Here is a 19,496-nt window from a genome sequence, read left to right on the forward strand (position 1 = left end):
CTGTGTGATCAGTTGATCTGGTAAACGATATTGGTGGACCAGCTGCCCGATATCGGATTGCCAGCGTCATTGAGAGCGGGGCTGAACCGCGCGTAGCGTGTCATGTCGTCGCAAGCTGCGGCGTCGAGAATCGGATCGGCAGAGCGCGTCACGCTGCAGCCCGATACGCGACCGTCAGGACCAACGGTAACGCGTACGCCGACCGTACCTTCGATTTCGCGACGTAGCGCGCGCGAAGGGTAGTTCTCGATGATACGACGCTGCCAGCGGGCCTGGCCTTCGGGCTGCACTCCGCGAGCCTGCGAAGGCGGTGGCGGCGGTGCTGGCGGCGGCGCCGGCGGCGCAGGCGGTGCTGGCGGCGGAATCGTCAGCGCCGGCGGCGTGCGCGGCGGGATGTTCTGCTGCGTGACCACATCCGGCGGGCTTGTCGCGATGGACAGCGGCGGCGGCGGTGCGACCGGCGGGGGCGGAGCGACGGGCTGCTCCACCGGCTCGGGTGGCGGCGGCTCCTCTTCAGGCTCCGGCGGTTCTTCTTCCTCAATCTCCACTGTCGTCACGCGCTCGACGATTTTCTCGGCAGCCGACATGGCCAGGCCGGAAATCAGCACGTAGCCGATCAACACGTGGATAAGGGCAACGATAACAATCGAGACCACTCGATTGCCACTCATCTCTTGGTCAGCGTAAGCCATCCAGTCCCTTCACTCCGTTTATCGTTTCACCGGACAAAAAATCCGGCCCCTGGATCACCAGGATTGGAACCCTGACAGTCCTTCGTGATTTTGCGATCCCGACCTTTCAAGGCCGCGGATACGAATGACCCATGTTAACACATGTGCCCAAATCGCCACATCCGAATTTTTTATCGTTCTCGTCGGACAGACTTGGGCGGCTCTTAACGGCCATACCGAGCGGTAGCAAAGCCTTTTTCTCATTAAGTTTCGATTCACGCCTTGGCCGGTGATGATGGAAAACGCACGGACCCACCTTGCGGTTTCATGCATTATTGCGTGCGACTGCCCCGCCTTGAAGGGATATTGTTTCGATGCCTGCCTCGCCTTCCGTTATCGCCCGCCTGATCAAGCCATTGCTGGCTGTGCCGCTCGCCTTTGCCGCCAGCGGCTGCGCCACGCCAGGCATGGCCGCTCCACAGGACCAGCCGGCGCGCGAATTGCCGGATTCGCTCAGCCCGACCTATGCCGATCTGGTCGATTGGGCGATGGCCGCCGACACCGTGGCGATCGTGCTGGTGGAGGACCAGATCGCCTTCCCGCCAGAGCGCGCGCCCGACGTGCCGCCTTCGCAGATTCGCCTCTATATCGAATCATTGACCCAGGCCGTGCTGACCGCCCCGACCAGCGTGCCGGGCGAGCTGGCATTCGTCGTCGACCAGCAGCGCGACGCGGATGGCGATGCACCCGATCTGGACGAGCAGCGCTTCTTGCTGTTTGCCGATCTGTCGCGCACCCAGCCGGGCGCGGTTCAGTTGCTTACCTCGCAATCCATGCTGCCTGCAGGACCGCGTATCGAGGAGCGCGTGCGCCGTGTGCTGACACAGCTGGCTGTAGCCAGTGCGCCTTCGGCCGTGACCGGCGTGCGCGATGTGATTTCGATTCCCGGCAACCTTGCCGGCGAATCGGAAAGCCAGATGTTCGTCGAAACCGCCGATGGCGCGCCTGTGTCGCTGACGGTCATCCGCCGCCCTGGCATGCAGCCGCAATGGGGCGTTTCGGCAGGGGAAATCGTTGATGCAGCCGCGCGTCCGCCTGCGCGCGAGACGCTGGAATGGTATCGCCTCGCCTGCTTCCTGCCCCGCGAGCTGCCCGCCGATTCCTTCCTGCAGCGTGACCAGGCAGCCCAGCGACAGGCGCGCGAGGATTATGCCTTCGTTCTGCGCGAACTGGGCGAATGCGAGCGGCGCTTTACATAGGAAAAGCCGAACTGCGGTGGCCATCGGTCAAAGCGCGACTTACTTGTCCGACCGGCACGATTTGAACAGGACGGGATAGATGGCCGCGACCTTACGCATTGCCTTGGCAGGCCTGGGCACAGTGGGTGCGGGCGTATTGCGCCTGCTCGAAGAGAATGGCGACCTGATTGCGGCGCGAGCCGGGCGGGCGATCGAAGTTGTGGCCGTTTCCGCGCGCGACCGGTCGAAAGACCGCGGGGTCGATCTCTCCGCCTATGACTGGGAAGACGATATGACCGCCTTCGCTGCGCGCGAGGATGTGGATGTCGTGGTGGAGCTGGTCGGTGGATCGGACGGCCCTGCGCTCGCACTGGCGCGCAAGGCGCTGGCTGGCGGCAAGGGCGTGGTCACGGCGAACAAGGCCATGATCGCGCATCACGGGCTGGAGCTTGCGCGGTTGGCCGAACAGAGTGACGCGCCGCTGCGCTATGAAGCGGCGGTGTCGGGCGGCATTCCCGTCGTCAAAGGGCTGGGCGAAGGCGCGGCGGCGAACCGCATCGAGCGGATTTACGGCATCCTCAATGGCACATGCAATTACGTCCTCTCCGCTATGGAAAGCGCGGGCGCGGACTTTGCCGAAGTGCTCTCCGACGCGCAGGCGCTGGGCTATGCCGAGGCCGATCCGACATTCGATATCGAGGGCGTCGATGCCGGTCACAAGCTGGCCATCCTCGCCAGCCTGGCATTCGGCACGCAGCTGGATTTCGATGCGGTCGAGACGACCGGCATCACTCGCATCCGTGCCGCCGATATCGCGCAGGGCAAGGCGCTCGGTTATGTCATCCGCCTGATCGGACTTGCCGATGTGAGCGATGATGGCCACCTGTTCCAGCGCGTCGCGCCCTATCTGGTGCCGGTCAGCCACCCGCTGGCCGGGGTGACGGGGCCGACGAACGCGGTGGTGGCAGAAGGCAATTTTTCAGGCCGCCTGCTGTTCGAAGGCGCGGGCGCGGGCGATGGCCCCACTGCAAGCGCCGTTGTCGCCGACCTTATCGATATCGCCAGAGGATCGCGCGCCGCGCCGTTCTCGCTGCCGGTTGCCGGTCTCAAGGCCGCTGAGCCTGCCGACCCGGGCCACCGTCGCAACCGCGCCTATCTGCGCTTCGTCGTCGCCGACCGTCCAGGCGTACTGGCCGAGATCACCGCCGCGATGCGTGATGCCGGCGTTTCCATCGAGAGCATGATGCAGCACGGCCAGCCGGACGATACGGGCGAACCTGTGCTCGTCGCCATGGTGACGCATGACGGTCCCGAAAGCGGTGTCGCTTCCGCTCTGGCCCTGCTCGAAGGCTCCGAGAGCCTCGTCGAAGAGCCCTTGGTGATGCGCTTGCTGGGCTGAGCTTTATTCGTCCTCGGTAATATCGATCGGGATGCGGCGCCTCTCGGTCGGCGCGCCTTCCTCCGGCTCCTCCGGAGCCACTTCCACGATGGCGGCCGCTTCTTCCGCCGTCAGGTCTTCGGGAAACTGGGTGAGATCGACCATCAGCACCGGTTCCGGTGCATAGCCCATGCGCATACAGGCCAGCGTGCCGACCGCCTCTGGATTGCTGACCCAGCAGGGCGGGTCGGTGAGGCCGGGCACGTGCCGCCTGTCGGACTGCACCGGTCGCGGCAGCGGAGAGCGATAGCGCTCGGTCTCGGGTCGTTCGCGGCACACGACGATGGTGCCATCCTCGCGGACTGTCTCCTCGCACAGCTCTGCCTGCATCAGCGGGATGTCGGCGGGGTCTTCATCCGTCACCGCATTGGGATCGGCGGGGCCGTACACCTCTTGCGCCATCGCCCCGGTCGGCAAGGCCAGCAACGCAAAAAACCAAGGTGCCAATCTCGACAATGCGCCCCCCTCCACCTAACGGATGGCCCGCACATTCAGATGGGAGCCTGAATTACCTATGAATTCCGATAAAACCGAAAGCGTGCTCGACCGCGTCCTCGTGCTCGAACTGGTTCGTGTGACCGAAGCTGCAGCCATTGCCGCCTCAAACCTTGTGGGGCGCGGCGACGAGAAGGCAGCTGATGCCGCCGCCGTGGAAGCCATGCGCAAGGCGTTCGACACGCTGTACATGGATGGCACCGTGGTAATCGGAGAGGGCGAGCGTGATGAAGCGCCCATGCTCTATATCGGAGAGAAGGTCGGCGGCGCTCCGGGCAAGGGGCCGAAGATCGACATTGCATTGGATCCGCTGGAAGGCACCACCATCACCGCCAAGGCCGGGCCCAACTCGCTCGCCGTGCTGGCCGCCGCCGAGGAAGGTTGCCTGCTGAATGCGCCCGATGTGTACATGCAGAAGATCGCCGTCGGGCCGGGTTATCCCGACGACGTGATCCAGCTGGAACGCTCGACGCGCGAGAATGTGGAAGCCGTGGCTGCCGCCAAAGGCGTTGCGCCAAGCGAAATCATCGTCTGCGTCCTCGACCGCCCGCGCCATTCCAAGCTGATCGCGGAGCTGCGCGAAATCGGTTGCGGCGTTGTGCTGATAGGCGATGGTGACGTGGCGGGGGTGATCGCCACCACCGACCAGGAAACCACCATCGACATGTATATGGGCGAAGGCGGCGCGCCCGAAGGCGTGCTGGCAGCCGCAGCCCTGCGCTGCGTGGGCGGCCAGTTCAACGGCAAACTCGTGTTCCGCAACGACGACGAACGCGCCCGCGCCCGCAAATGGGGCATCGAGGACCTCGACCGCGTATACAAACTCCACGACCTGGCCAAAGGCGATTGCATCTTCGCCGCCACGGGCGTGACCGATGGCTCGCTGCTGGAAGGCGTCAAGCGCCTGAAACGCCCTGCAGGCAACCGTGTGATGACCACTGAAAGCGTGGTGATGCGCGCGAGCTCTGGCACCGTGCGCTACGTGAAAGGCGAGCATCGGATTTAAGGCCGTTTCCATCAGGCGGGAAGGGGAGTTGTTCGCCGTTGCGCGACTCACTAGCAATCTTGCGCGAACCCCACTGATGGATGCCTGACAATGAAGCCTCTCGCATATGCGGCCTTCTCCGGACTGATGATCGCCTTGCCATCGGCAGCGCTGGCGGAAACATGTCCCGCTGACCAGTCGCGCGCCGATGTCGTGTTAGAGGGGCCTAGCGAGTCGACAGATGTCGAGGTCGTGAACGGTCCGGCCGTTGATCTGGCTCAGGTGACCGGCGAAGAGGGCGTGCTGCAATACAGGCGCGTCACCATCGCGCCGGGCGGCACCCTCGAACTCCACGCCCATGGTGATATGCCCGGTTTTGCGCATGTCCTTACGGGGGTTGCCATGGAGTTTCGATCGGACTGCAGCATGCCGATCATGCGCACCGCAGGCGATATCGCGACCGAGCCGCATACGCTAACCCATTGGTGGGCCAATGAAGGAGAGACGCCGGTTGTGCTGATCGTCAGCCATGTCGTGATGGGCGATCACGATTAGCGCTGGGGAATTGCATCGTTCGGCTTGCGCCGCCTTTGTCTGCCAGAACACCTCATCGCCCGGTTCCTTATTGTCTCGCAGCGCCGGCCATGCATGCTGTGGGTGAAATCTCCCTCTGCCAATGTTGCGTTCCCATGACTCTGCGCTAGGCCCTGCCTAACAGGTCAGCCCTTGAGGATTCGCATCCATGAAAATCATGTCCGGCAATTCCAACATGCCGCTCGCCCGCGCTATTGCCGGATATCTCGAAGTACCGCTCACCGATGCCAGCGTGCGACGTTTCGCCGATGAAGAGATTTTTATCGAGATCCACGAGAACGTGCGCGGGGAGGATGTGTTCATCGTGCAGTCCACCAGCTACCCCGCCAACGACAACCTCATGGAATTGCTGATCGGCATCGATGCGCTCAAGCGCGCTTCGGCCAAGCGGATCACGGCGGTCATCCCTTATTTTGGCTATGCGAGGCAGGACAGGAAGCCCGGCCCGCGCACGCCGATCTCGGCCAAGCTGGTGGCGAACCTGATTACCGAAGCGGGCGCAGACCGCGTGCTGGCGGTGGACCTTCATGCAGGCCAGATTCAGGGCTTCTTCGATATTCCGACCGACAATCTCTATGCTGCGCCGACCATGGCGGCAGACATCCAGGCGCGTTACGGCGACAAGGATCTCATGGTCGTCTCCCCCGATGTGGGCGGCGTCGTGCGCGCCCGTGCGCTCGCCAAACGGCTGGACAACGCGCCCCTTGCCATCGTCGACAAGCGCCGCGATCGCCCCGGCGAGAGCGAGGTGATGAATATCATCGGCGACGTGAAGGGGCGTGCCTGCATCCTGATCGACGACATCGTCGATTCGGGTGGCACGCTGTGCAACGCGGCGCAGGCGCTGCTCGATGAAGGCGCTAAAAGCGTCGCTGCCTATATTACCCACGGCGTGCTGTCGGGCGGCGCGGTTGCCCGCGTGGACAAGAGCGCGCTGACAGAGCTTGTCATCACCGACAGCATCCAGGCGAACGAAGCGGCGAAGGAATCAGGCCGCATCCGCGAACTCACCATCGCGCCCCTGCTGGGCGAAGCGATCCGCCGCATCGCCGACGAAAGCAGCGTATCCTCGCTGTTCGACTAAGGTGAACCGGCTGTGAAACTCGGGGCCGAAATCGCACTAGCGCACCGTCTCGCCGATGCGGCGCGTGCCGAGATCCAGCCGCTGTTCCGCTCAGGCATTGAGAGCGAAGCCAAGGCCGACGCTTCGCCCGTCACCATTGCGGACCGAAACGCCGAGGAAGCAATGCGTCGCCTGATCGAGGCGGAGTTTTCGGGTGACGGTATCCATGGCGAGGAATTTGGCGTGAAGGATGGCGTCTCGGGTCGGCAATGGGTGCTCGACCCAATCGACGGGACGACCGCCTTCCTTGCCGGACGGCCGATCTTCGCCACGCTCATCGCGCTGCTGGTGGATGGTTTCCCGGTGCTGGGCATGATCGACCAGCCGATCACAGGCGAACGCTGGTTGGGCGTGACCGGGCAGGGCACGACGCTCAATGGCCAGCCCGTCTCCACCCGTCGCTGCCGCGAACTGGCGCAGGCGAGCCTTGCCACGACCGGTCCGCATTATTTCAGCCAGGCCGAGGGCGAGATCTATATGATGCTGGCCGCCAAGACCGATCACAAGCGCATGGTGATGGGCGGCGATTGCTACAATTACGCCTGCCTCGCCTCGGGCCATCTCGATGTCGTGTGCGAGGCGGGGCTGAAGCTGCACGATTACGCGGCCCTCGTGCCGGTGGTGGAGAGCGCCGGCGGGCTGATGTGCGACTGGTCGGGCGAGCCGCTGCATGCAGGTTCAGACGGCACGGTTCTTGCGCTGGGCGACCCCGCGCGGCTGGAGGATGTGCTGGAAGCGATGGGCGGGACCTGATCCATCCGTCTGCCAAAGTGTCCGAAAAACAAACATTTATCAGTAAGCGGTTTACAGCCTGACTGGGCTTTGCAAACTATTCCCCCTTGATTGTCTGACAGGGGGAACATCATGCAAGGACAAGTGCTCGGTTTCGCTTCGGATGAGGGCGCCATCACCGGCGACAATGGCGAGCGATACAAATTCACGCGTGCGGACTGGAAAGCCGATCGCGATCCCCGCCCCGGCGAGAAGGTCGATTTCGTGGCGGGCGATGCAAACACGGCCGGCGAAATCTACCCCTTGGCGCGCGGCGCGGGCGGTCCGGACCTCGGCGCGGCCTTGCAAAGCGGAAGCGACAGCCTTTCGCGCCTGGCCCAAGGCGACGGCGCGCAGAACATCATCGCGCGCGCTAAAGCCGCGCCGGGCATGGTGATTGCCAGCCTTGTGCTCTTCACCTGCCTGCTGTTGCCTTACGTGACTATCGACATCAATGGCGAGGGCGGCTCGACATCGCTTCTCGGCTACATTTTTGGCGGTACGGCGGAGTGGCGCGATATCGCCGAATTCGCCCGCAACCGTGCCGAGAACGCTTGGTTGATGACAGAGGGTGATCGCAATACGCTGCGCGGCGTGGCGGGTGATTTCGATATCGTGGCGACGCTGGCTTGGACACTGCTCATCGTACCGGTCGCGGCGGGCTGGACGATCTTCCGCTATCTCAAAGAGCAATCCACCAGACGGAGCGAGATACTGACCGTGGTGGGTATCGTCTGGGCGATCATCTACTTCCTCGGAACCAAAGGCATGCTGATGAGCGCCATGGAGCGCCTCACGACGTTCGGTTCCAGCGATTCTATCCGTGAGGGCTTTACGCTCGGCTTCGGTGGATACATCCTCGTCCTACTGGCCGTCGCCACGATAGCTGCGCGGCGCGGAATGTTTGGGAAGAAGCAAGAACAGGTCGTGGGCGATCCGGCCGAGTAGGGCGGCAAGAACGCTTGCATTCGCGCGCAGATTCGCTATCTGCGCGCCCTTCACTGACACGTGATTCCCAGCCTGCCTGGCCGATAGGGCTGCCAGGGCCGGCTCAGACGTGTCTCTGCAAAGGAGATGAAAATGCCCAAGCTGAAGACCAAGAGCGGCGTCAAAAAGCGCTTCAAGCTCACCGCCACGGGCAAGGTCAAGCATGGTGTCGCCGGCAAGCGCCACCGCCTGATCAGCCACAATGCGAAGTATATCCGCCAGCAGCGCGGCACCAAGGTTCTGGCCAAGGCCGACTGGGATGCCGTCAAGAAATGGGCCCCCTACGGGCTCAAGTGACAGGGAGGATATAGACCATGCCACGCATCAAACGCGGTGTAACCACCCGCGCCAAGCACAAGCGCATTCTGGACCAGGCCAAGGGTTACCGCGGTCGCCGCAAGAATACGATCCGCGTCGCTCGCCAGGCCGTCGAAAAGGCCGGCCAGTACGCCTATCGCGACCGCAAGGTGAAGAAGCGCAATTTCCGCGCCCTGTGGATCCAGCGCATCAACGCTGCCGTTCGCGCCGAGGGCCTCACCTATTCGCAGTTCATGCACGGCGTGAAGCTCGCCGGTATCGAGCTGGACCGCAAGGTGATGGCCGATCTCGCCATGAACGAGAGCGCAGCCTTTAGCGGCATCATCAAGCAGGCGAAGGAAGCGCTTCCCGCCTGATTGACGAGCCTTTGAAATACGAGAAGCGCCATCCGAGAGGGTGGCGCTTTTTGTTTGCCCCGTTAAGAGACCCGCCATGAGCACCGATCAGGAACAACAGGTCGAAGAAACGCTGACCCGGCTGCATGCCGCAGGCAGCGTGTCCGATGTCGAAGCGATCCGCGTGGAAGCGCTGGGCAAGCAGGGCTGGATCAGCCAGCTGATGAAGACGCTGGGTAAGATGACGCCCGAAGAGCGGCAGACCGAAGCCCCGCGCATTCAGGGCCTGCGTGCGCGGGTCGCCGATGCGGTGGAGGCGCGCAAGGCCGCGCTGGAAGCGGCCGAGCTGGAAGCCCGCCTCGCGACCGAAACACTCGACCTGACCCTGCCTGCTCCCGCATCGCCGAAAGGCAGCGTGCACCCTGTCAGCCAGGTGATGGACGAGCTGGCGGAAATTTTCGCCGATCTCGGTTTCGCGGTAAAAACCGGGCCGGAGATCGAGGACGACTGGTACAACTTCACTGCGCTCAACATGCCCGAAAGCCATCCAGCGCGGGCTATGCACGATACGTTCTATTTCCCGGACGATGCCCCCAGTGGTGGACGCATGCTATTGCGGACGCATACCTCGCCGGTGCAGGTGCGCACTATGATGGCCGAAGGCGGGCCCTTGCGGATCATTGCCCCGGGCCGCGTCTATCGCAGCGATAGCGATGCCACGCACACGCCCATGTTCCACCAGATTGAAGGGCTGGTGATCGACAAAGGCATTCATCTCGGCCATCTCAAATGGACGCTGGAAACCTTCCTCAAAGCATTCTTCGAGACCGAGGACATCGTGCTGCGGCTCCGCCCCAGCTACTTCCCCTTCACCGAGCCGAGCGTCGAAGTCGATGTCGGTTTCGCCATCGAGAACGGCAAACGCATACTGGGCGGCAGTGGCGATGCGCCGGACCATGGCTGGATGGAATTGCTGGGCAGCGGCATGGTCAACCGCCGGGTGATCGAAATGAGCGGGCTCGATCCCGATGAGTGGCAGGGCTTCGCCTTTGGCGTCGGCGTGGATCGGCTCGCCATGCTGAAATACGGCATGGACGATCTGCGCGCCTTTTTCGACGGCGACACGCGCTGGCTGGCGCATTACGGCTTCAGCCATCTCGACCAGCCGACCCTCTCCGCAGGCGTAGGAGCGCGGCCATGAAGTTCTCGCTCGAATGGCTGAAATATTTCCTCGAAACCGAGGCGACGACAGCCCAGATTGCTGAAAAGCTGAACGCCATCGGCATCGAGGTCGAAGGCATCGAAGACCCTGCGCAAAAGCTGGAAGGCTTCCGTGTGGCAGAGGTGCTGACTGCTGCCAGGCATCCCGATGCCGACAAGCTGCAGGTGCTCACCGTCAACACGGGCGACGGCGAGCCGCTGCAGGTGGTCTGCGGTGCGCCCAATGCCCGGGCGGGCATGAAAGGCGTGCTCGGCCTGCCCGGCGCGGTCGTCCCTGCCAACGGCATGCAGCTGCGCAAGAGCGCCATTCGCGGTGTCGAGAGCAATGGCATGATGTGCTCCGTGCGCGAGCTGGAGCTGGGTGAACAGCATGACGGCATTATCGAGCTGCCCGCCGATGCACCTGTCGGCACCAGCTTTGCCGACTACAGCGAATCCTCGCCTGTGTTCGATGTGGCGATCACGCCGAACCGCCCCGATTGCATGGGTGTTTATGGCATAGCGCGCGATCTGGCTGCCGCGGGGCTTGGGATTTTCAAACCTGTCGAGGCGGAGCCGATTGATGGCGATTTGCCCTGCCCGGTCGAAATCCGCACAGACGATCCCGAAGGCTGCCCCGCTTTCTACGGCCGCGTCGTGCGCGGCATCCGGAATGGCGCTTCGCCCGATTGGATGCAGCGTCGCCTGATCGCTGCGGGTCAGCGCCCGATCAGCGCGGTGGTGGACATCACCAATTACCTGATGCTCGCTTTCGGTCGCCCGGCGCATGCTTATGACCTTGCCAAGCTCTCCGGCCCGGTGATCGCCCGCCGCGCCAGGGATGGCGAGCAGGTGCTCGCGCTGAACGAGAAGACCTACACGCTCGATTCCAGCATGACCGTGATCGCCGACGATAACGGCGTGCACGACATTGCCGGCATCATGGGCGGCGAAGACTCCTCCGTGACCGAAGGCACGACCGACCTGCTGCTGGAGATCGCCTATTTCAATCCGGAGCGGATCGGCGTGACCGGGCGCAGGCTGGGCCTCGCCACCGATGCGCGCACGCGGTTCGAGCGCGGAGTGGATCCGGCATTCCTGGACGATGGCCTCGCCATTCTCACCAGCCTCATCCAGCGCATTTGCGGCGGCGAGGCGAGCGAGGTCGTGCGCGCCGGTTCTGCGCCGAGCGAGCCGAAGGTGATCGCCTTCGACCCGTCGCTGACCGCCCGGCTGGGCGGTGTGGACGTTTCGGAAGCCGAGCAGCGCGCCATTCTCGAACGCCTCGATTTTACCGTCGACCCCGGATCGGGTCCGGGGCAGGCCTGGAAGGTCACCTGCCCGCTCCGCCGCCACGATATCGAGGGACCAGCCGACCTGGTGGAGGAAGTGGTCCGCATCCATGGCCTCGGCAATGTTCAGAGCGTCGCCCTGCCCCGCATGGATGGCGTCGCCCGTCCCACCGCCACGCCGATGCAGGCGCTGGAGCGACGCGTGCGCCGTGCCGCCGCATCGCGCGGTCTGAACGAGGCGGTCACATGGTCCTTCCTTCCGACGAGTGAGGCCCAGCATTTCGCTGCCGATGGCGAGGCGCTGTGGGTGCTCGACAACCCAATCAGCGAGGACATGAAGGCCATGCGCCCCTCGCTCATCCCCGGCCTGCTGGCCGCTGCCAAGCGCAATGCCGATCGCGGAGCCGCGGGGGCGCGGCTGTTCGAAGTCGGCCGCCGCTATTTGCGCGGCAAGGACGGCGTGAGCGACGAGCGTCCGACACTTGCCGTTTTGCTGGCGGGCGAGAAGACGCCGCGCGGCTGGGCATCCGGCAAAGCACAGGCCTTCGATGCCTTCGATGCCAAGGCCGAAGCGGAAGCCCTGCTGGCAGAAGCGGGTGCCCCCGTCGGCAATCTGATGGTGATGGATGGCGCTGGAGGCCAGTTCCATCCTGGCCAGTCCGGCACGCTGCGGCTCGGGCCCAAGAATGTGCTCGCCCGTTTCGGCGCGCTGCACCCCGCCACGCTGGACGCCTTCGATGTCGATGGCCCGGTGGTCGCCGTGGAAGTGTATCTCGATGCCATTCCGGCGAAGCGCGGGAAGCAAGGCTTTGCAAAGCCCGACTACGCGCCGCCGGCGCTGCAATCGGTGACCCGCGACTTTGCTTTCCTCGTGCCCGCCGATCTCGCCGCGGGAGACTTGCTGCGCTCGGTGAAGGGCGCGGACAAGGCCAATATCGTCGATGCGCGGGTGTTCGATGTGTTCGAAGGCCAAGGTGTGCCCGACGGCAAGAAAAGCTTGGCCATCGAAATTACGCTCCAGCCGGGTGAGAAATCGTTCAAGGACGAGGAATTGAAGGCGATCAGCGACGCGGTGGTCGCGGCCGCAGCCAAGCTGGACGCGGAACTGCGCGGCTGAGCCTCATGTCAAACAGAAGAACCTTCGCCATCATCTCGCACCCTGACGCGGGTAAGACCACGCTGACGGAAAAGCTGCTGCTGCAGGGCGGCGCGATCCACCAGGCGGGCCAGGTGAAGGCGCGCGGCGAGGCGCGGCGGGCGCGGTCCGACTGGATGAAGATCGAGCAGCAGCGCGGCATCTCGGTCACCTCCAGCGTGATGACTTTCGAGAAGGAATTCGCCGAAATCGGTGGGGGCGAGACCATCACCTTCAACCTGCTCGATACGCCGGGACACGAGGATTTCTCCGAAGACACCTATCGCACGCTGACGGCGGTCGATTCCGCTATCATGGTGATCGATGCAGCCAAGGGTATCGAGCCGCAGACGCGCAAGCTGTTCGAAGTCTGCCGCTTGCGCAGCGTGCCGATCATTACCTTCGTCAACAAAGTGGACCGCGAGGGCCGCGACCCGTTCGAGACCCTGGACGAGGTGGCGGACATGCTTGCGCTGGATGTGTCGCCGCAAATGTGGCCGATCGGCATGGGCGGCCTGTTCGAAGGCCTGCTCGATTTCCGCACCGGCGAAGTCGCGCGGCCCGAAGGCGGTTCGAAGGAATATCTGGGCAAGCGCGACGGCGATGCGGAGATTCCCGAGGATTACGAGGAAGAATACCAGCTGGCGCAGGCCGGCTATCCCGAATTCAACCTTGAAGCCTATCGCAATGGCGACCTGACGCCCGTCTATTTCGGCAGCGCACTTAAGAATTTCGGCGTCGAGGAACTGATCGATGCCATCGCCCGCCACGCCCCGCCGCCGCGCCCGCAACCGGCCGGGGAAGAGCGGATTACGCCCGACCATGACGAAGTGACCGGCTTCATCTTCAAGGTGCAGGCGAATATGGACCCGAACCACCGCGACCGCATCGCGTTCATGCGGCAGGTGTCGGGCACGTTCAAACGCGGCATGAAACTGACGCCCTCGGGCCTCGGCAAGCCCATCGCGGTGCATTCGCCGATCCTGTTCTTTGCGCAGGATCGCGAGATTGCCGATACGGCGGAGCCCGGCGACATCATCGGCATCCCCAATCACGGCACTCTGCGGGTTGGCGATACGCTGAGCGAGAAGGACAAGATCCGCTTTACCGGCCTGCCCAATTTCGCGCCAGAAATCCTCCGCCGCGTGCAGTTGAAGGATCCCACCAAGACAAAGCAGCTAAGAAAGGCGCTGGACGACCTCTCGGAAGAAGGCGTGATTCAGGTGTTCTACCCCGAGATTGGCGGTTCCAGCATTGTCGGCGTGGTCGGGCAGTTGCAGCTCGACGTGCTGATTTCGCGGCTGTCGGCGGAGTATAAGGTGGAAGCCAATCTCGAAGCCTCCCCCTTTGCCACCGCGCGCTGGCTGAAAGGCTCGGACGAGGCGCTGAGGGAGTTCGAGCGTTTCAACCAGGGCAATCTGGCGAAGGACCGCGATGGCGACATGGTTTTCATGGCGAAGAGCGCGTGGGATGTCGGCTATCAGGAAGAGAAAAACCCCGACTTGAAGTTTTCGGCCACGAAGGAACGGTAGGCGCGAAGTCGACAAAGCCGACATCGGGACGATGACGGTTTTTGCGGTATTTGGTTCTATTATCAAGAGTTTACGCTGATCGAGCGAAGTTGACACTTCGCCGAAAGTTTTCGTCGTTCGACGTCGATCGAATATTTCAAAGAGCGGGCAGGCGGTGGCATCTGCGGAGCGTGTAGGACAGTCTCCACGCTCGGTTTTATCAGAAAGCTGGATTCCCGCCTTCGCGGGCATGACGATGTATTGTAGATAAGCGTCCATGGCCGACTTCACCGACACGCTCACCGACAAGCATATCACCATGATCGAGGGCCAGCCGGTCTTCTTCGTTGCCACCGCTGCGGCCGATGCGCGGATCAATCTGTCGCCCAAGGGTTACGATGCCTTCCGCGTGATCGCGCCCGACCGGGTCGCCTATCTCGACCTTGGCGGGTCTGGGAACGAGACCAATGCCCATTTGCTGGCCGATGGACGCATCACCATCATGTTTTGCAATTTCCAGCAGCCCGCGCTGATCCTGCGCATTTACGGCACGGGCACGCCGGTCCTGCCGGCGGATGAGGGCTGGGATGAGCTCTCGGCGCATTTCGTGCTGCTGCCGGGCACGCGGCAGATTTTCGATATTGCCGTCGAGAGCGTGCAGACCAGCTGCGGCTGGGGCGTGCCGTTTATGGATTATGAGGCGGAGCGCGAAACGCTGAAGAAATATCACGCCCAGGCCGATCCGGAGAAATGGGAGGCCAAGGTCAAGAGCCGCACCAGCAGCATTGATGGCCTGCCGACGCGACCGACCGACCGCTATATAGACGGGCGCTGATGCGCCTCACTTTCGCCAGCTACAACATCCACAAGGGCATCGGGGGCGACCGCCGCCGCGATCCGGATCGCATCCTCGATGTGATCGCGGAGCTGGAAGCCGACATCATCGCTTTGCAGGAAATCGACCTGCGCATGGGCAATCGCCGCGCCGTGCTCGACCGCGCGGAGCTGGTGGCGGCCGGCTGGCAGATCGTCTCGCGGCCGACAAAGCCTGCGAGCATGGGCTGGCACGGCAACGCGCTGCTGGTGAAAGACGGGATTGCCGTGCTCAAAGTGGAGGCGGAGCACCTGCCGCAGCTGGAACCGCGCGGGGCGGTGCGGGCACAGCTGGAAGTCGCCGGGCAGCCGATCTGCGTCACCGGCATGCATCTCGATCTCACCGGTCTCAGGCGCAAGCGGCAATTCGCGCATCTGTGCACGGCCAGCCGGGCGCCGGGAACACCGGCGGTGATGCTGGGCGATTGCAATGAGTGGGTGCGCCCCATCGGCGGGGATCGTGGCCTCGCCGCGCATTGGGAAATGGTGCAGCCGGGGCCGAGCTTTCCGGCGCGCCGTCCGCTCCTGCCGCTCGACCGGGTGATGCACACCGGTCATTGGGAATGCGTGGAGGCGAAAGTGCACAAGACGGCGCTGTCGCGGCAGGCATCCGATCACCTGCCGATCGTCGTGACGCTGGACTTGCCCAATTATTGAGCAGCCTGCGTGCGCTTTGTGCGCGGCAGTTCACAAATTTGCAATAAACTAAGTTTCCTGACCCCGCAGCATCGCGAGAATTGCGTCTGGCACGTCTTGTGCATTGCACAATGACAACCGGCTGTGCCCGGTCTGTCGCAGGGACCAATATGGGGGTCAGATGTGAAATTCGTCATCGCCATCATCAAACCATTCAAGCTCGACGAGGTGCGCGAAGTGCTCGCCGAACTGGGCGTCGCCGGCATGACCGTGTCGGAAGTGAAAGGCTTCGGTCGCCAGAAAGGCCAGACCGAGATTTACCGCGGCGCCGAATATTCGGTGAACATGCTGCCTAAGGTGAAGCTGGAGATCGCCGTCAGCGACGATCTGGCGCCAAAGGTGGTCGAGGCGATCCGCGAAACCGCCAGCACGCAAAGCATCGGTGACGGCAAGATTTTCGTGCTCGACCTCGCATCGACCACGCGCATCCGCACCGGCGAAACCGACGAAACCGCATTGTGACCAGGGGGTCTGACCAGATGAGAAATGCTATCCTCAAGATCGGCGCTGCGCTGGCTGCCAGCCTCGCAATGTCGCAGCCTGCCCTCGCCGCTCCTGCTGCCGAAGCCGCGAGCGATGCGGTCGGCGGCGGCACGGCCTATATCTTCAACACGCTGCTTTTCCTGATCGGCGGCTTCCTGGTGATGTGGATGGCGGCGGGTTTCGCCATGCTAGAAGCGGGGCTTGTCCGCGCCAAGAATACCAGCACGCAGTGCCTCAAGAATATCGGCCTCTATTCCATAGCCGGCCTGATGTTCTGGGTGATCGGCTACAACATCGCCTATCCCAATTTTGCTGAAAACAGCCTCGGCCTGTTCGGCATTGGCGGCACGACTTACGGCATGCAGGGCGTGGGAGAGGCCGACCTGGAAACCGGCTATTCGGTCGCGTCCGACTGGTTCTTCCAGATGGTGTTCTGCGCCACCACCGCCTCCATCGTGTCGGGCACTGTCGCAGAGCGGATCAAGATCGTGCCCTTCTTCATCTTCGTGACCGTGCTGACAGCTGTCATCTACCCGGTCGTAGTCAGCTGGGAATGGGGCGGCGGCTATCTCGATAGCGTGCACGATTTCTCCGACTTTGCAGGGTCCACCCTCGTCCACTCGACCGGCGGATGGGCTGCGCTGGTCGGTGCGCTGATTATCGGGCCGCGCCTTGGCCGCTACGGGCCGAACGGGCAGGTGAATGTCTTCCCCGGCACCAATATCCCGCTCGCTACGCTGGGCACCTTCATCCTGTGGCTGGGCTGGTTCGGCTTCAACGGCGCATCGCAGCTGGCCATGGGCACGGTGGGCGATGTATCGGATGTGTCGAAGATTTTCGTCAACACCAATATGGCCGCGTGCGGCGGCGTGGTGGCGACGATCATCCTGACACAGCTGCGCTACAAGAAGGCCGACGTCACCATGGCGCTAAACGGCGCGCTGGCCGGCTTGGTTGCCATCACGGCAGAGCCGCTGGCGCCCAGCGTGGGCCAGTCCATCCTGATTGGCGCAATCGGCGGCGTAATCGTGGTGTTCACCGTGCCGCTGCTCGACAGGCTGAAGATCGACGATGTGGTGGGCGCAATTCCCGTCCACCTGTTTGCGGGTATCTGGGGCACGCTCGTTGTCGCGCTGACCGCAGCGCCCGATTCCGGCGTCACCTTCCTCGGCCAGCTGGTCGGCGTGTTGCTGACGATGGTGTGGGTGTGCGCCGCATCGGCGGTGGTGTGGCTCGCGCTCAAATACACCATCGGCGTCCGTCCGTCGGAAGAGATCGAGATCGCCGGTCTCGATGTCCACGAAACCGGCGTGGAAGCCTATCCCGACTTCGCTCGCACCGGCTGAGCGTCACCAGATTGGCGGGGCGGGCTCTCTCTCCTCTCTCGCTCGCCTCGCCAACACTCGTTCCTCCTGCGAACGCACAACTCAGATGGGCCGGGGCTTCGTGCTCCGGCCCCTTTTTTGCTGGAGATCAGTCAGCCTGCTCGCGCTCCCAGCGCTGCCGGATCATGTCCGATGTCTCGCGGCTGCCATCATGGCTCCAGCCCGGTTCGCGCAGCAGGTAGGAGAGCTTGTGCCGCCACGGCGCGCGCCACACGTCGCGGGCAATGCCGATCCATTCGTGGAACACGGCGTAGAGCACATTGAACGTGCCCAGCTGGCTGACGATGCCATAGCGGATGCGGTCCGCGTCATCCTCGGCAGCGAAGGTGCCGAACAGCTTGTCCCACACGATGAAGGTGCCGGCATAGTTCCGGTCGAGATAGCGCGCATTGACGGCATGATGCACGCGGTGGTGCGAGGGCGTGTTCATCACCGCCTCGAACCAGCGCGGCATGCGCTTTACCGCCTCGGTATGGATCCAGAACTGGTAGACGAGATTGATGCCGCCGCAGATGAGGATCATGCCCGGCTCGAACCCGATGGCGGCCAGCGGCAGGCGGAAGATGAAGCTGAGAGCGAAAAAGCCCGTCCAGCTTTGCCGCAGCGCGGTGGAGAGATTGTAATGCTGGCTGGAATGATGGTTTACATGGCTCGCCCAGAACCAGCGCACGCGGTGCGCGCAGCGGTGGAACCAGTAATAGGCCAGATCGTCCAGCACGAAGCAGAGTGGCCAGGCCCACCACGCCCAGCCGATGGCAAGCGGCGAGAGGTCGTGCACTGCCACCAGCATGCTGACCACCGCCCCGCCGGTGAGCGCGCCCGCAACCGTACTGCCCAGGCCGATGGCGAGCGACGTGCCGGTATCGCGCCACTCATAGGCAGAGCGCGCACCGCCCCGCCGCGACCAGAGCAATTCTGCAAGGATCAGCGCGATAAAGACGGGTATGGCATAGGCGACCGGATCGAAGTCCATGCCCGCTCAATACGGGTGGGGGCTTAACCGGTCCAGTCTGACGCTTGGGTGCCGAGGTCGAGGGAGAGCTTGCGTGCAGGCAGGCCGCTGTCGCTGACGGTCAGCAGATCGCCATCGGCATGCAGGCTGGCTTCGGCAGACAGCAGCCGGGCAACGAACTGGTTGCCATGAGCCACCAGCACCAGCAAGCGTCCGGCATCGTCGCGGGCGATGGCACCGCCGCCATCTCGATCCACCGCGATCCTGACATGAGTGAAACCACCGGGTGCCAGCCGGATAAGCTCGCGCGCTTCCTCTTCGCATTCCAGCCGCGCCTCGCTGCGAAAGCCCAAAAACCAGGTGAGCGCCACCAGCGCGAGGACTGCTGCCAGCGATCCGGCGAACTGCCAAAGCTCGCCGCTCATGCCTCAGCCGTGGGCGCGTGTGGCGATAACGTCGAGCGTGGGCGCTATGGGCGAAAGATCATAACCGGCGTCAACCGCATGCGCGCGCAGCAAGGCCGGTTTCTCGCCACGGGCCGCTTCGGCCAGAGCCCACAGATAGGTCGAACGCGTGCCCGAACGGCAGAAGGCGAGCGTCTTGCCCTCTGCATCTGCCAGCGCGTCTTTCATCGCGGTAATCTGGTCCTCGCCCAAGCCTTCGTGCCCCACCGGTATGGCGATGTAGCGCAGTCCGTGCGCGCGCGCGGCGGCCTCCACCGATTCGCCGCTCGGCTGGCCGGTCTCCTCGCCATCGGGACGGTTGTTGACGATGAGCGCGAAGCCTTGCGCGGCAGCTTCCGCCACCTCTTGCGGGGTGATTTGCGGGCTGACCGAAATGCGATCTGTCAGGCGGCGAAAGTCGGCCATTTCGGCAGAAACCTCCATGATGAGAAGAACGATGGAGACAATGCGGCAAGTGCCGCCATTCCACAATAGCCGCCGCGCGGGCACATAACATTCGAAGCGTAACATCGCTGTCATCTTAAAATGTTCGCGTCTCGAACAATTCCCC

General features: G+C 63.4%; 21 protein-coding genes. 16 read left to right on the forward strand and 5 right to left on the reverse strand.

Annotated features, from left to right (window positions below):
* Window positions 1–8: 8 nt before the first annotated feature.
* Window positions 9–671 (reverse strand): energy transducer TonB, encoded by a 663-nt coding sequence (locus tag BMF35_RS03960; protein WP_236781553.1) that lies wholly within the window; start codon window positions 669–671, stop codon window positions 9–11.
* 374 nt (window positions 672–1,045) lie between these two features.
* Here BMF35_RS03960 and BMF35_RS03965 point away from each other — a divergent pair, with 374 nt between their 5' ends.
* Window positions 1,046–1,930 carry a hypothetical protein gene (locus tag BMF35_RS03965; protein WP_052766058.1) on the forward strand — a complete coding sequence of 295 codons (885 nt, stop codon included), beginning with the start codon at window positions 1,046–1,048 and terminating at the stop codon, window positions 1,928–1,930.
* A gap of 79 nt (window positions 1,931–2,009) precedes the next feature.
* Window positions 2,010–3,308, forward strand: coding sequence for a homoserine dehydrogenase (locus BMF35_RS03970; protein WP_047007002.1), 1,299 nt, complete (start codon window positions 2,010–2,012; stop codon window positions 3,306–3,308).
* 3 nt (window positions 3,309–3,311) lie between these two features.
* Here the strand turns inward: BMF35_RS03970 and BMF35_RS03975 are convergent, their stop codons facing one another.
* Window positions 3,312–3,749 carry a hypothetical protein gene (locus tag BMF35_RS03975; RefSeq protein ID WP_047007003.1) on the reverse strand — a complete coding sequence of 146 codons (438 nt, stop codon included), beginning with the start codon at window positions 3,747–3,749 and terminating at the stop codon, window positions 3,312–3,314.
* Between the two features lie 112 nt (window positions 3,750–3,861).
* Between BMF35_RS03975 and glpX the strand changes: the two genes are divergently transcribed.
* The 14 genes from glpX (at window position 3,862) to BMF35_RS04045 (ending at window position 17,491) form a co-directional block, all read left to right on the forward strand.
* Window positions 3,862–4,848 (forward strand): class II fructose-bisphosphatase, encoded by a 987-nt coding sequence (glpX, locus tag BMF35_RS03980; RefSeq protein ID WP_047007004.1) that lies wholly within the window; start codon window positions 3,862–3,864, stop codon window positions 4,846–4,848.
* Between the two features lie 90 nt (window positions 4,849–4,938).
* Window positions 4,939–5,382, forward strand: a complete 444-nt coding sequence (locus BMF35_RS03985) for a cupin domain-containing protein (RefSeq protein ID WP_047007005.1) — start codon at window positions 4,939–4,941, stop codon at window positions 5,380–5,382.
* Window positions 5,383–5,569: 187 nt separating this feature from the next.
* A complete protein-coding gene (locus tag BMF35_RS03990; RefSeq protein WP_047007006.1) occupies window positions 5,570–6,505 on the forward strand; it encodes a ribose-phosphate pyrophosphokinase in 936 nt (311 codons plus the stop codon).
* Window positions 6,506–6,517: 12 nt separating this feature from the next.
* On the forward strand, window positions 6,518–7,297 hold the full coding sequence (locus BMF35_RS03995) for an inositol monophosphatase family protein (protein WP_047007007.1): 780 nt from the start codon (window positions 6,518–6,520) through the stop codon (window positions 7,295–7,297).
* A 111-nt stretch (window positions 7,298–7,408) separates the two neighbouring features.
* Window positions 7,409–8,263, forward strand: coding sequence for a lung seven transmembrane receptor family protein (locus BMF35_RS04000; protein ID WP_052766059.1), 855 nt, complete (start codon window positions 7,409–7,411; stop codon window positions 8,261–8,263).
* Window positions 8,264–8,395: 132 nt separating this feature from the next.
* Window positions 8,396–8,599: a 50S ribosomal protein L35 gene (gene rpmI, locus BMF35_RS04005; protein ID WP_047007598.1), complete on the forward strand. Its 204-nt coding sequence runs from the start codon at window positions 8,396–8,398 to the stop codon at window positions 8,597–8,599.
* Between the two features lie 17 nt (window positions 8,600–8,616).
* A complete protein-coding gene (rplT, locus tag BMF35_RS04010) occupies window positions 8,617–8,976 on the forward strand; it encodes a 50S ribosomal protein L20 (protein ID WP_047007008.1) in 360 nt (119 codons plus the stop codon).
* 76 nt (window positions 8,977–9,052) lie between these two features.
* The gene (gene pheS / locus BMF35_RS04015) at window positions 9,053–10,156 is read left to right on the forward strand and encodes a phenylalanine--tRNA ligase subunit alpha (protein WP_047007009.1); all 1,104 of its coding nucleotides are present in this window, start codon (window positions 9,053–9,055) and stop codon (window positions 10,154–10,156) included.
* A complete protein-coding gene (pheT, locus tag BMF35_RS04020) occupies window positions 10,153–12,564 on the forward strand; it encodes a phenylalanine--tRNA ligase subunit beta (protein ID WP_047007010.1) in 2,412 nt (803 codons plus the stop codon). The genes pheS and pheT overlap by 4 nt, the downstream gene beginning before the upstream one ends.
* 5 nt (window positions 12,565–12,569) lie before the next feature.
* Window positions 12,570–14,114 (forward strand): peptide chain release factor 3, encoded by a 1,545-nt coding sequence (locus tag BMF35_RS04025; RefSeq protein WP_047007011.1) that lies wholly within the window; start codon window positions 12,570–12,572, stop codon window positions 14,112–14,114.
* Window positions 14,115–14,370: 256 nt separating this feature from the next.
* Window positions 14,371–14,928: a pyridoxamine 5'-phosphate oxidase family protein gene (locus tag BMF35_RS04030; RefSeq protein ID WP_047007012.1), complete on the forward strand. Its 558-nt coding sequence runs from the start codon at window positions 14,371–14,373 to the stop codon at window positions 14,926–14,928.
* Window positions 14,928–15,623: an endonuclease/exonuclease/phosphatase family protein gene (locus BMF35_RS04035; protein ID WP_047007013.1), complete on the forward strand. Its 696-nt coding sequence runs from the start codon at window positions 14,928–14,930 to the stop codon at window positions 15,621–15,623. Before BMF35_RS04030 ends, BMF35_RS04035 begins: the two co-directional genes overlap by 1 nt.
* 162 nt (window positions 15,624–15,785) lie before the next feature.
* Window positions 15,786–16,124 (forward strand): P-II family nitrogen regulator, encoded by a 339-nt coding sequence (locus tag BMF35_RS04040; RefSeq protein WP_047007014.1) that lies wholly within the window; start codon window positions 15,786–15,788, stop codon window positions 16,122–16,124.
* A gap of 17 nt (window positions 16,125–16,141) precedes the next feature.
* On the forward strand, window positions 16,142–17,491 hold the full coding sequence (locus BMF35_RS04045; protein ID WP_052766060.1) for an ammonium transporter: 1,350 nt from the start codon (window positions 16,142–16,144) through the stop codon (window positions 17,489–17,491).
* Between the two features lie 127 nt (window positions 17,492–17,618).
* Here the strand turns inward: BMF35_RS04045 and BMF35_RS04050 are convergent, their stop codons facing one another.
* From BMF35_RS04050 to BMF35_RS04060, 3 genes are read right to left on the reverse strand one after another with little or no spacing between them, the layout of a single operon-like run.
* Window positions 17,619–18,503 carry a sterol desaturase family protein gene (locus BMF35_RS04050; protein ID WP_047007015.1) on the reverse strand — a complete coding sequence of 295 codons (885 nt, stop codon included), beginning with the start codon at window positions 18,501–18,503 and terminating at the stop codon, window positions 17,619–17,621.
* Between the two features lie 23 nt (window positions 18,504–18,526).
* Window positions 18,527–18,907 carry a hypothetical protein gene (locus BMF35_RS04055; RefSeq protein ID WP_047007016.1) on the reverse strand — a complete coding sequence of 127 codons (381 nt, stop codon included), beginning with the start codon at window positions 18,905–18,907 and terminating at the stop codon, window positions 18,527–18,529.
* Window positions 18,908–18,910: 3 nt separating this feature from the next.
* A complete protein-coding gene (locus tag BMF35_RS04060; RefSeq protein WP_335622567.1) occupies window positions 18,911–19,456 on the reverse strand; it encodes a protein tyrosine phosphatase family protein in 546 nt (181 codons plus the stop codon).
* Window positions 19,457–19,496: the final 40 nt, after the last annotated feature.

The sequence above is a fragment of the Aurantiacibacter gangjinensis genome (assembly GCF_001886695.1).
In the GTDB taxonomy this organism is placed as follows: domain Bacteria; phylum Pseudomonadota; class Alphaproteobacteria; order Sphingomonadales; family Sphingomonadaceae; genus Alteraurantiacibacter; species Alteraurantiacibacter gangjinensis.

Coding starts and splice junctions, on each gene's coding strand:
- BMF35_RS03970 (WP_047007002.1), top strand. CDS start 2,010: ATGGCCGCGACCTTACGCATTGCCTTGGCAGGCCTGGGCACAGTGGGT.
- BMF35_RS03990 (WP_047007006.1), top strand. CDS start 5,570: ATGAAAATCATGTCCGGCAATTCCAACATGCCGCTCGCCCGCGCTATT.
- pheT (WP_047007010.1), top strand. CDS start 10,153: ATGAAGTTCTCGCTCGAATGGCTGAAATATTTCCTCGAAACCGAGGCG.
- pheS (WP_047007009.1), top strand. CDS start 9,053: ATGAGCACCGATCAGGAACAACAGGTCGAAGAAACGCTGACCCGGCTG.
- BMF35_RS03965 (WP_052766058.1), top strand. CDS start 1,046: ATGCCTGCCTCGCCTTCCGTTATCGCCCGCCTGATCAAGCCATTGCTG.
- BMF35_RS04035 (WP_047007013.1), top strand. CDS start 14,928: ATGCGCCTCACTTTCGCCAGCTACAACATCCACAAGGGCATCGGGGGC.
- BMF35_RS04000 (WP_052766059.1), top strand. CDS start 7,409: ATGCAAGGACAAGTGCTCGGTTTCGCTTCGGATGAGGGCGCCATCACC.
- BMF35_RS03960 (WP_236781553.1), bottom strand. CDS start 671: ATGAGTGGCAATCGAGTGGTCTCGATTGTTATCGTTGCCCTTATCCAC.
- BMF35_RS04060 (WP_335622567.1), bottom strand. CDS start 19,456: ATGTTACGCTTCGAATGTTATGTGCCCGCGCGGCGGCTATTGTGGAAT.
- BMF35_RS04050 (WP_047007015.1), bottom strand. CDS start 18,503: ATGGACTTCGATCCGGTCGCCTATGCCATACCCGTCTTTATCGCGCTG.
- BMF35_RS03985 (WP_047007005.1), top strand. CDS start 4,939: ATGAAGCCTCTCGCATATGCGGCCTTCTCCGGACTGATGATCGCCTTG.
- BMF35_RS03975 (WP_047007003.1), bottom strand. CDS start 3,749: ATGGCGCAAGAGGTGTACGGCCCCGCCGATCCCAATGCGGTGACGGAT.
- rplT (WP_047007008.1), top strand. CDS start 8,617: ATGCCACGCATCAAACGCGGTGTAACCACCCGCGCCAAGCACAAGCGC.
- rpmI (WP_047007598.1), top strand. CDS start 8,396: ATGCCCAAGCTGAAGACCAAGAGCGGCGTCAAAAAGCGCTTCAAGCTC.
- glpX (WP_047007004.1), top strand. CDS start 3,862: ATGAATTCCGATAAAACCGAAAGCGTGCTCGACCGCGTCCTCGTGCTC.
- BMF35_RS04055 (WP_047007016.1), bottom strand. CDS start 18,907: ATGAGCGGCGAGCTTTGGCAGTTCGCCGGATCGCTGGCAGCAGTCCTC.
- BMF35_RS04030 (WP_047007012.1), top strand. CDS start 14,371: ATGGCCGACTTCACCGACACGCTCACCGACAAGCATATCACCATGATC.
- BMF35_RS04025 (WP_047007011.1), top strand. CDS start 12,570: ATGTCAAACAGAAGAACCTTCGCCATCATCTCGCACCCTGACGCGGGT.
- BMF35_RS04045 (WP_052766060.1), top strand. CDS start 16,142: ATGAGAAATGCTATCCTCAAGATCGGCGCTGCGCTGGCTGCCAGCCTC.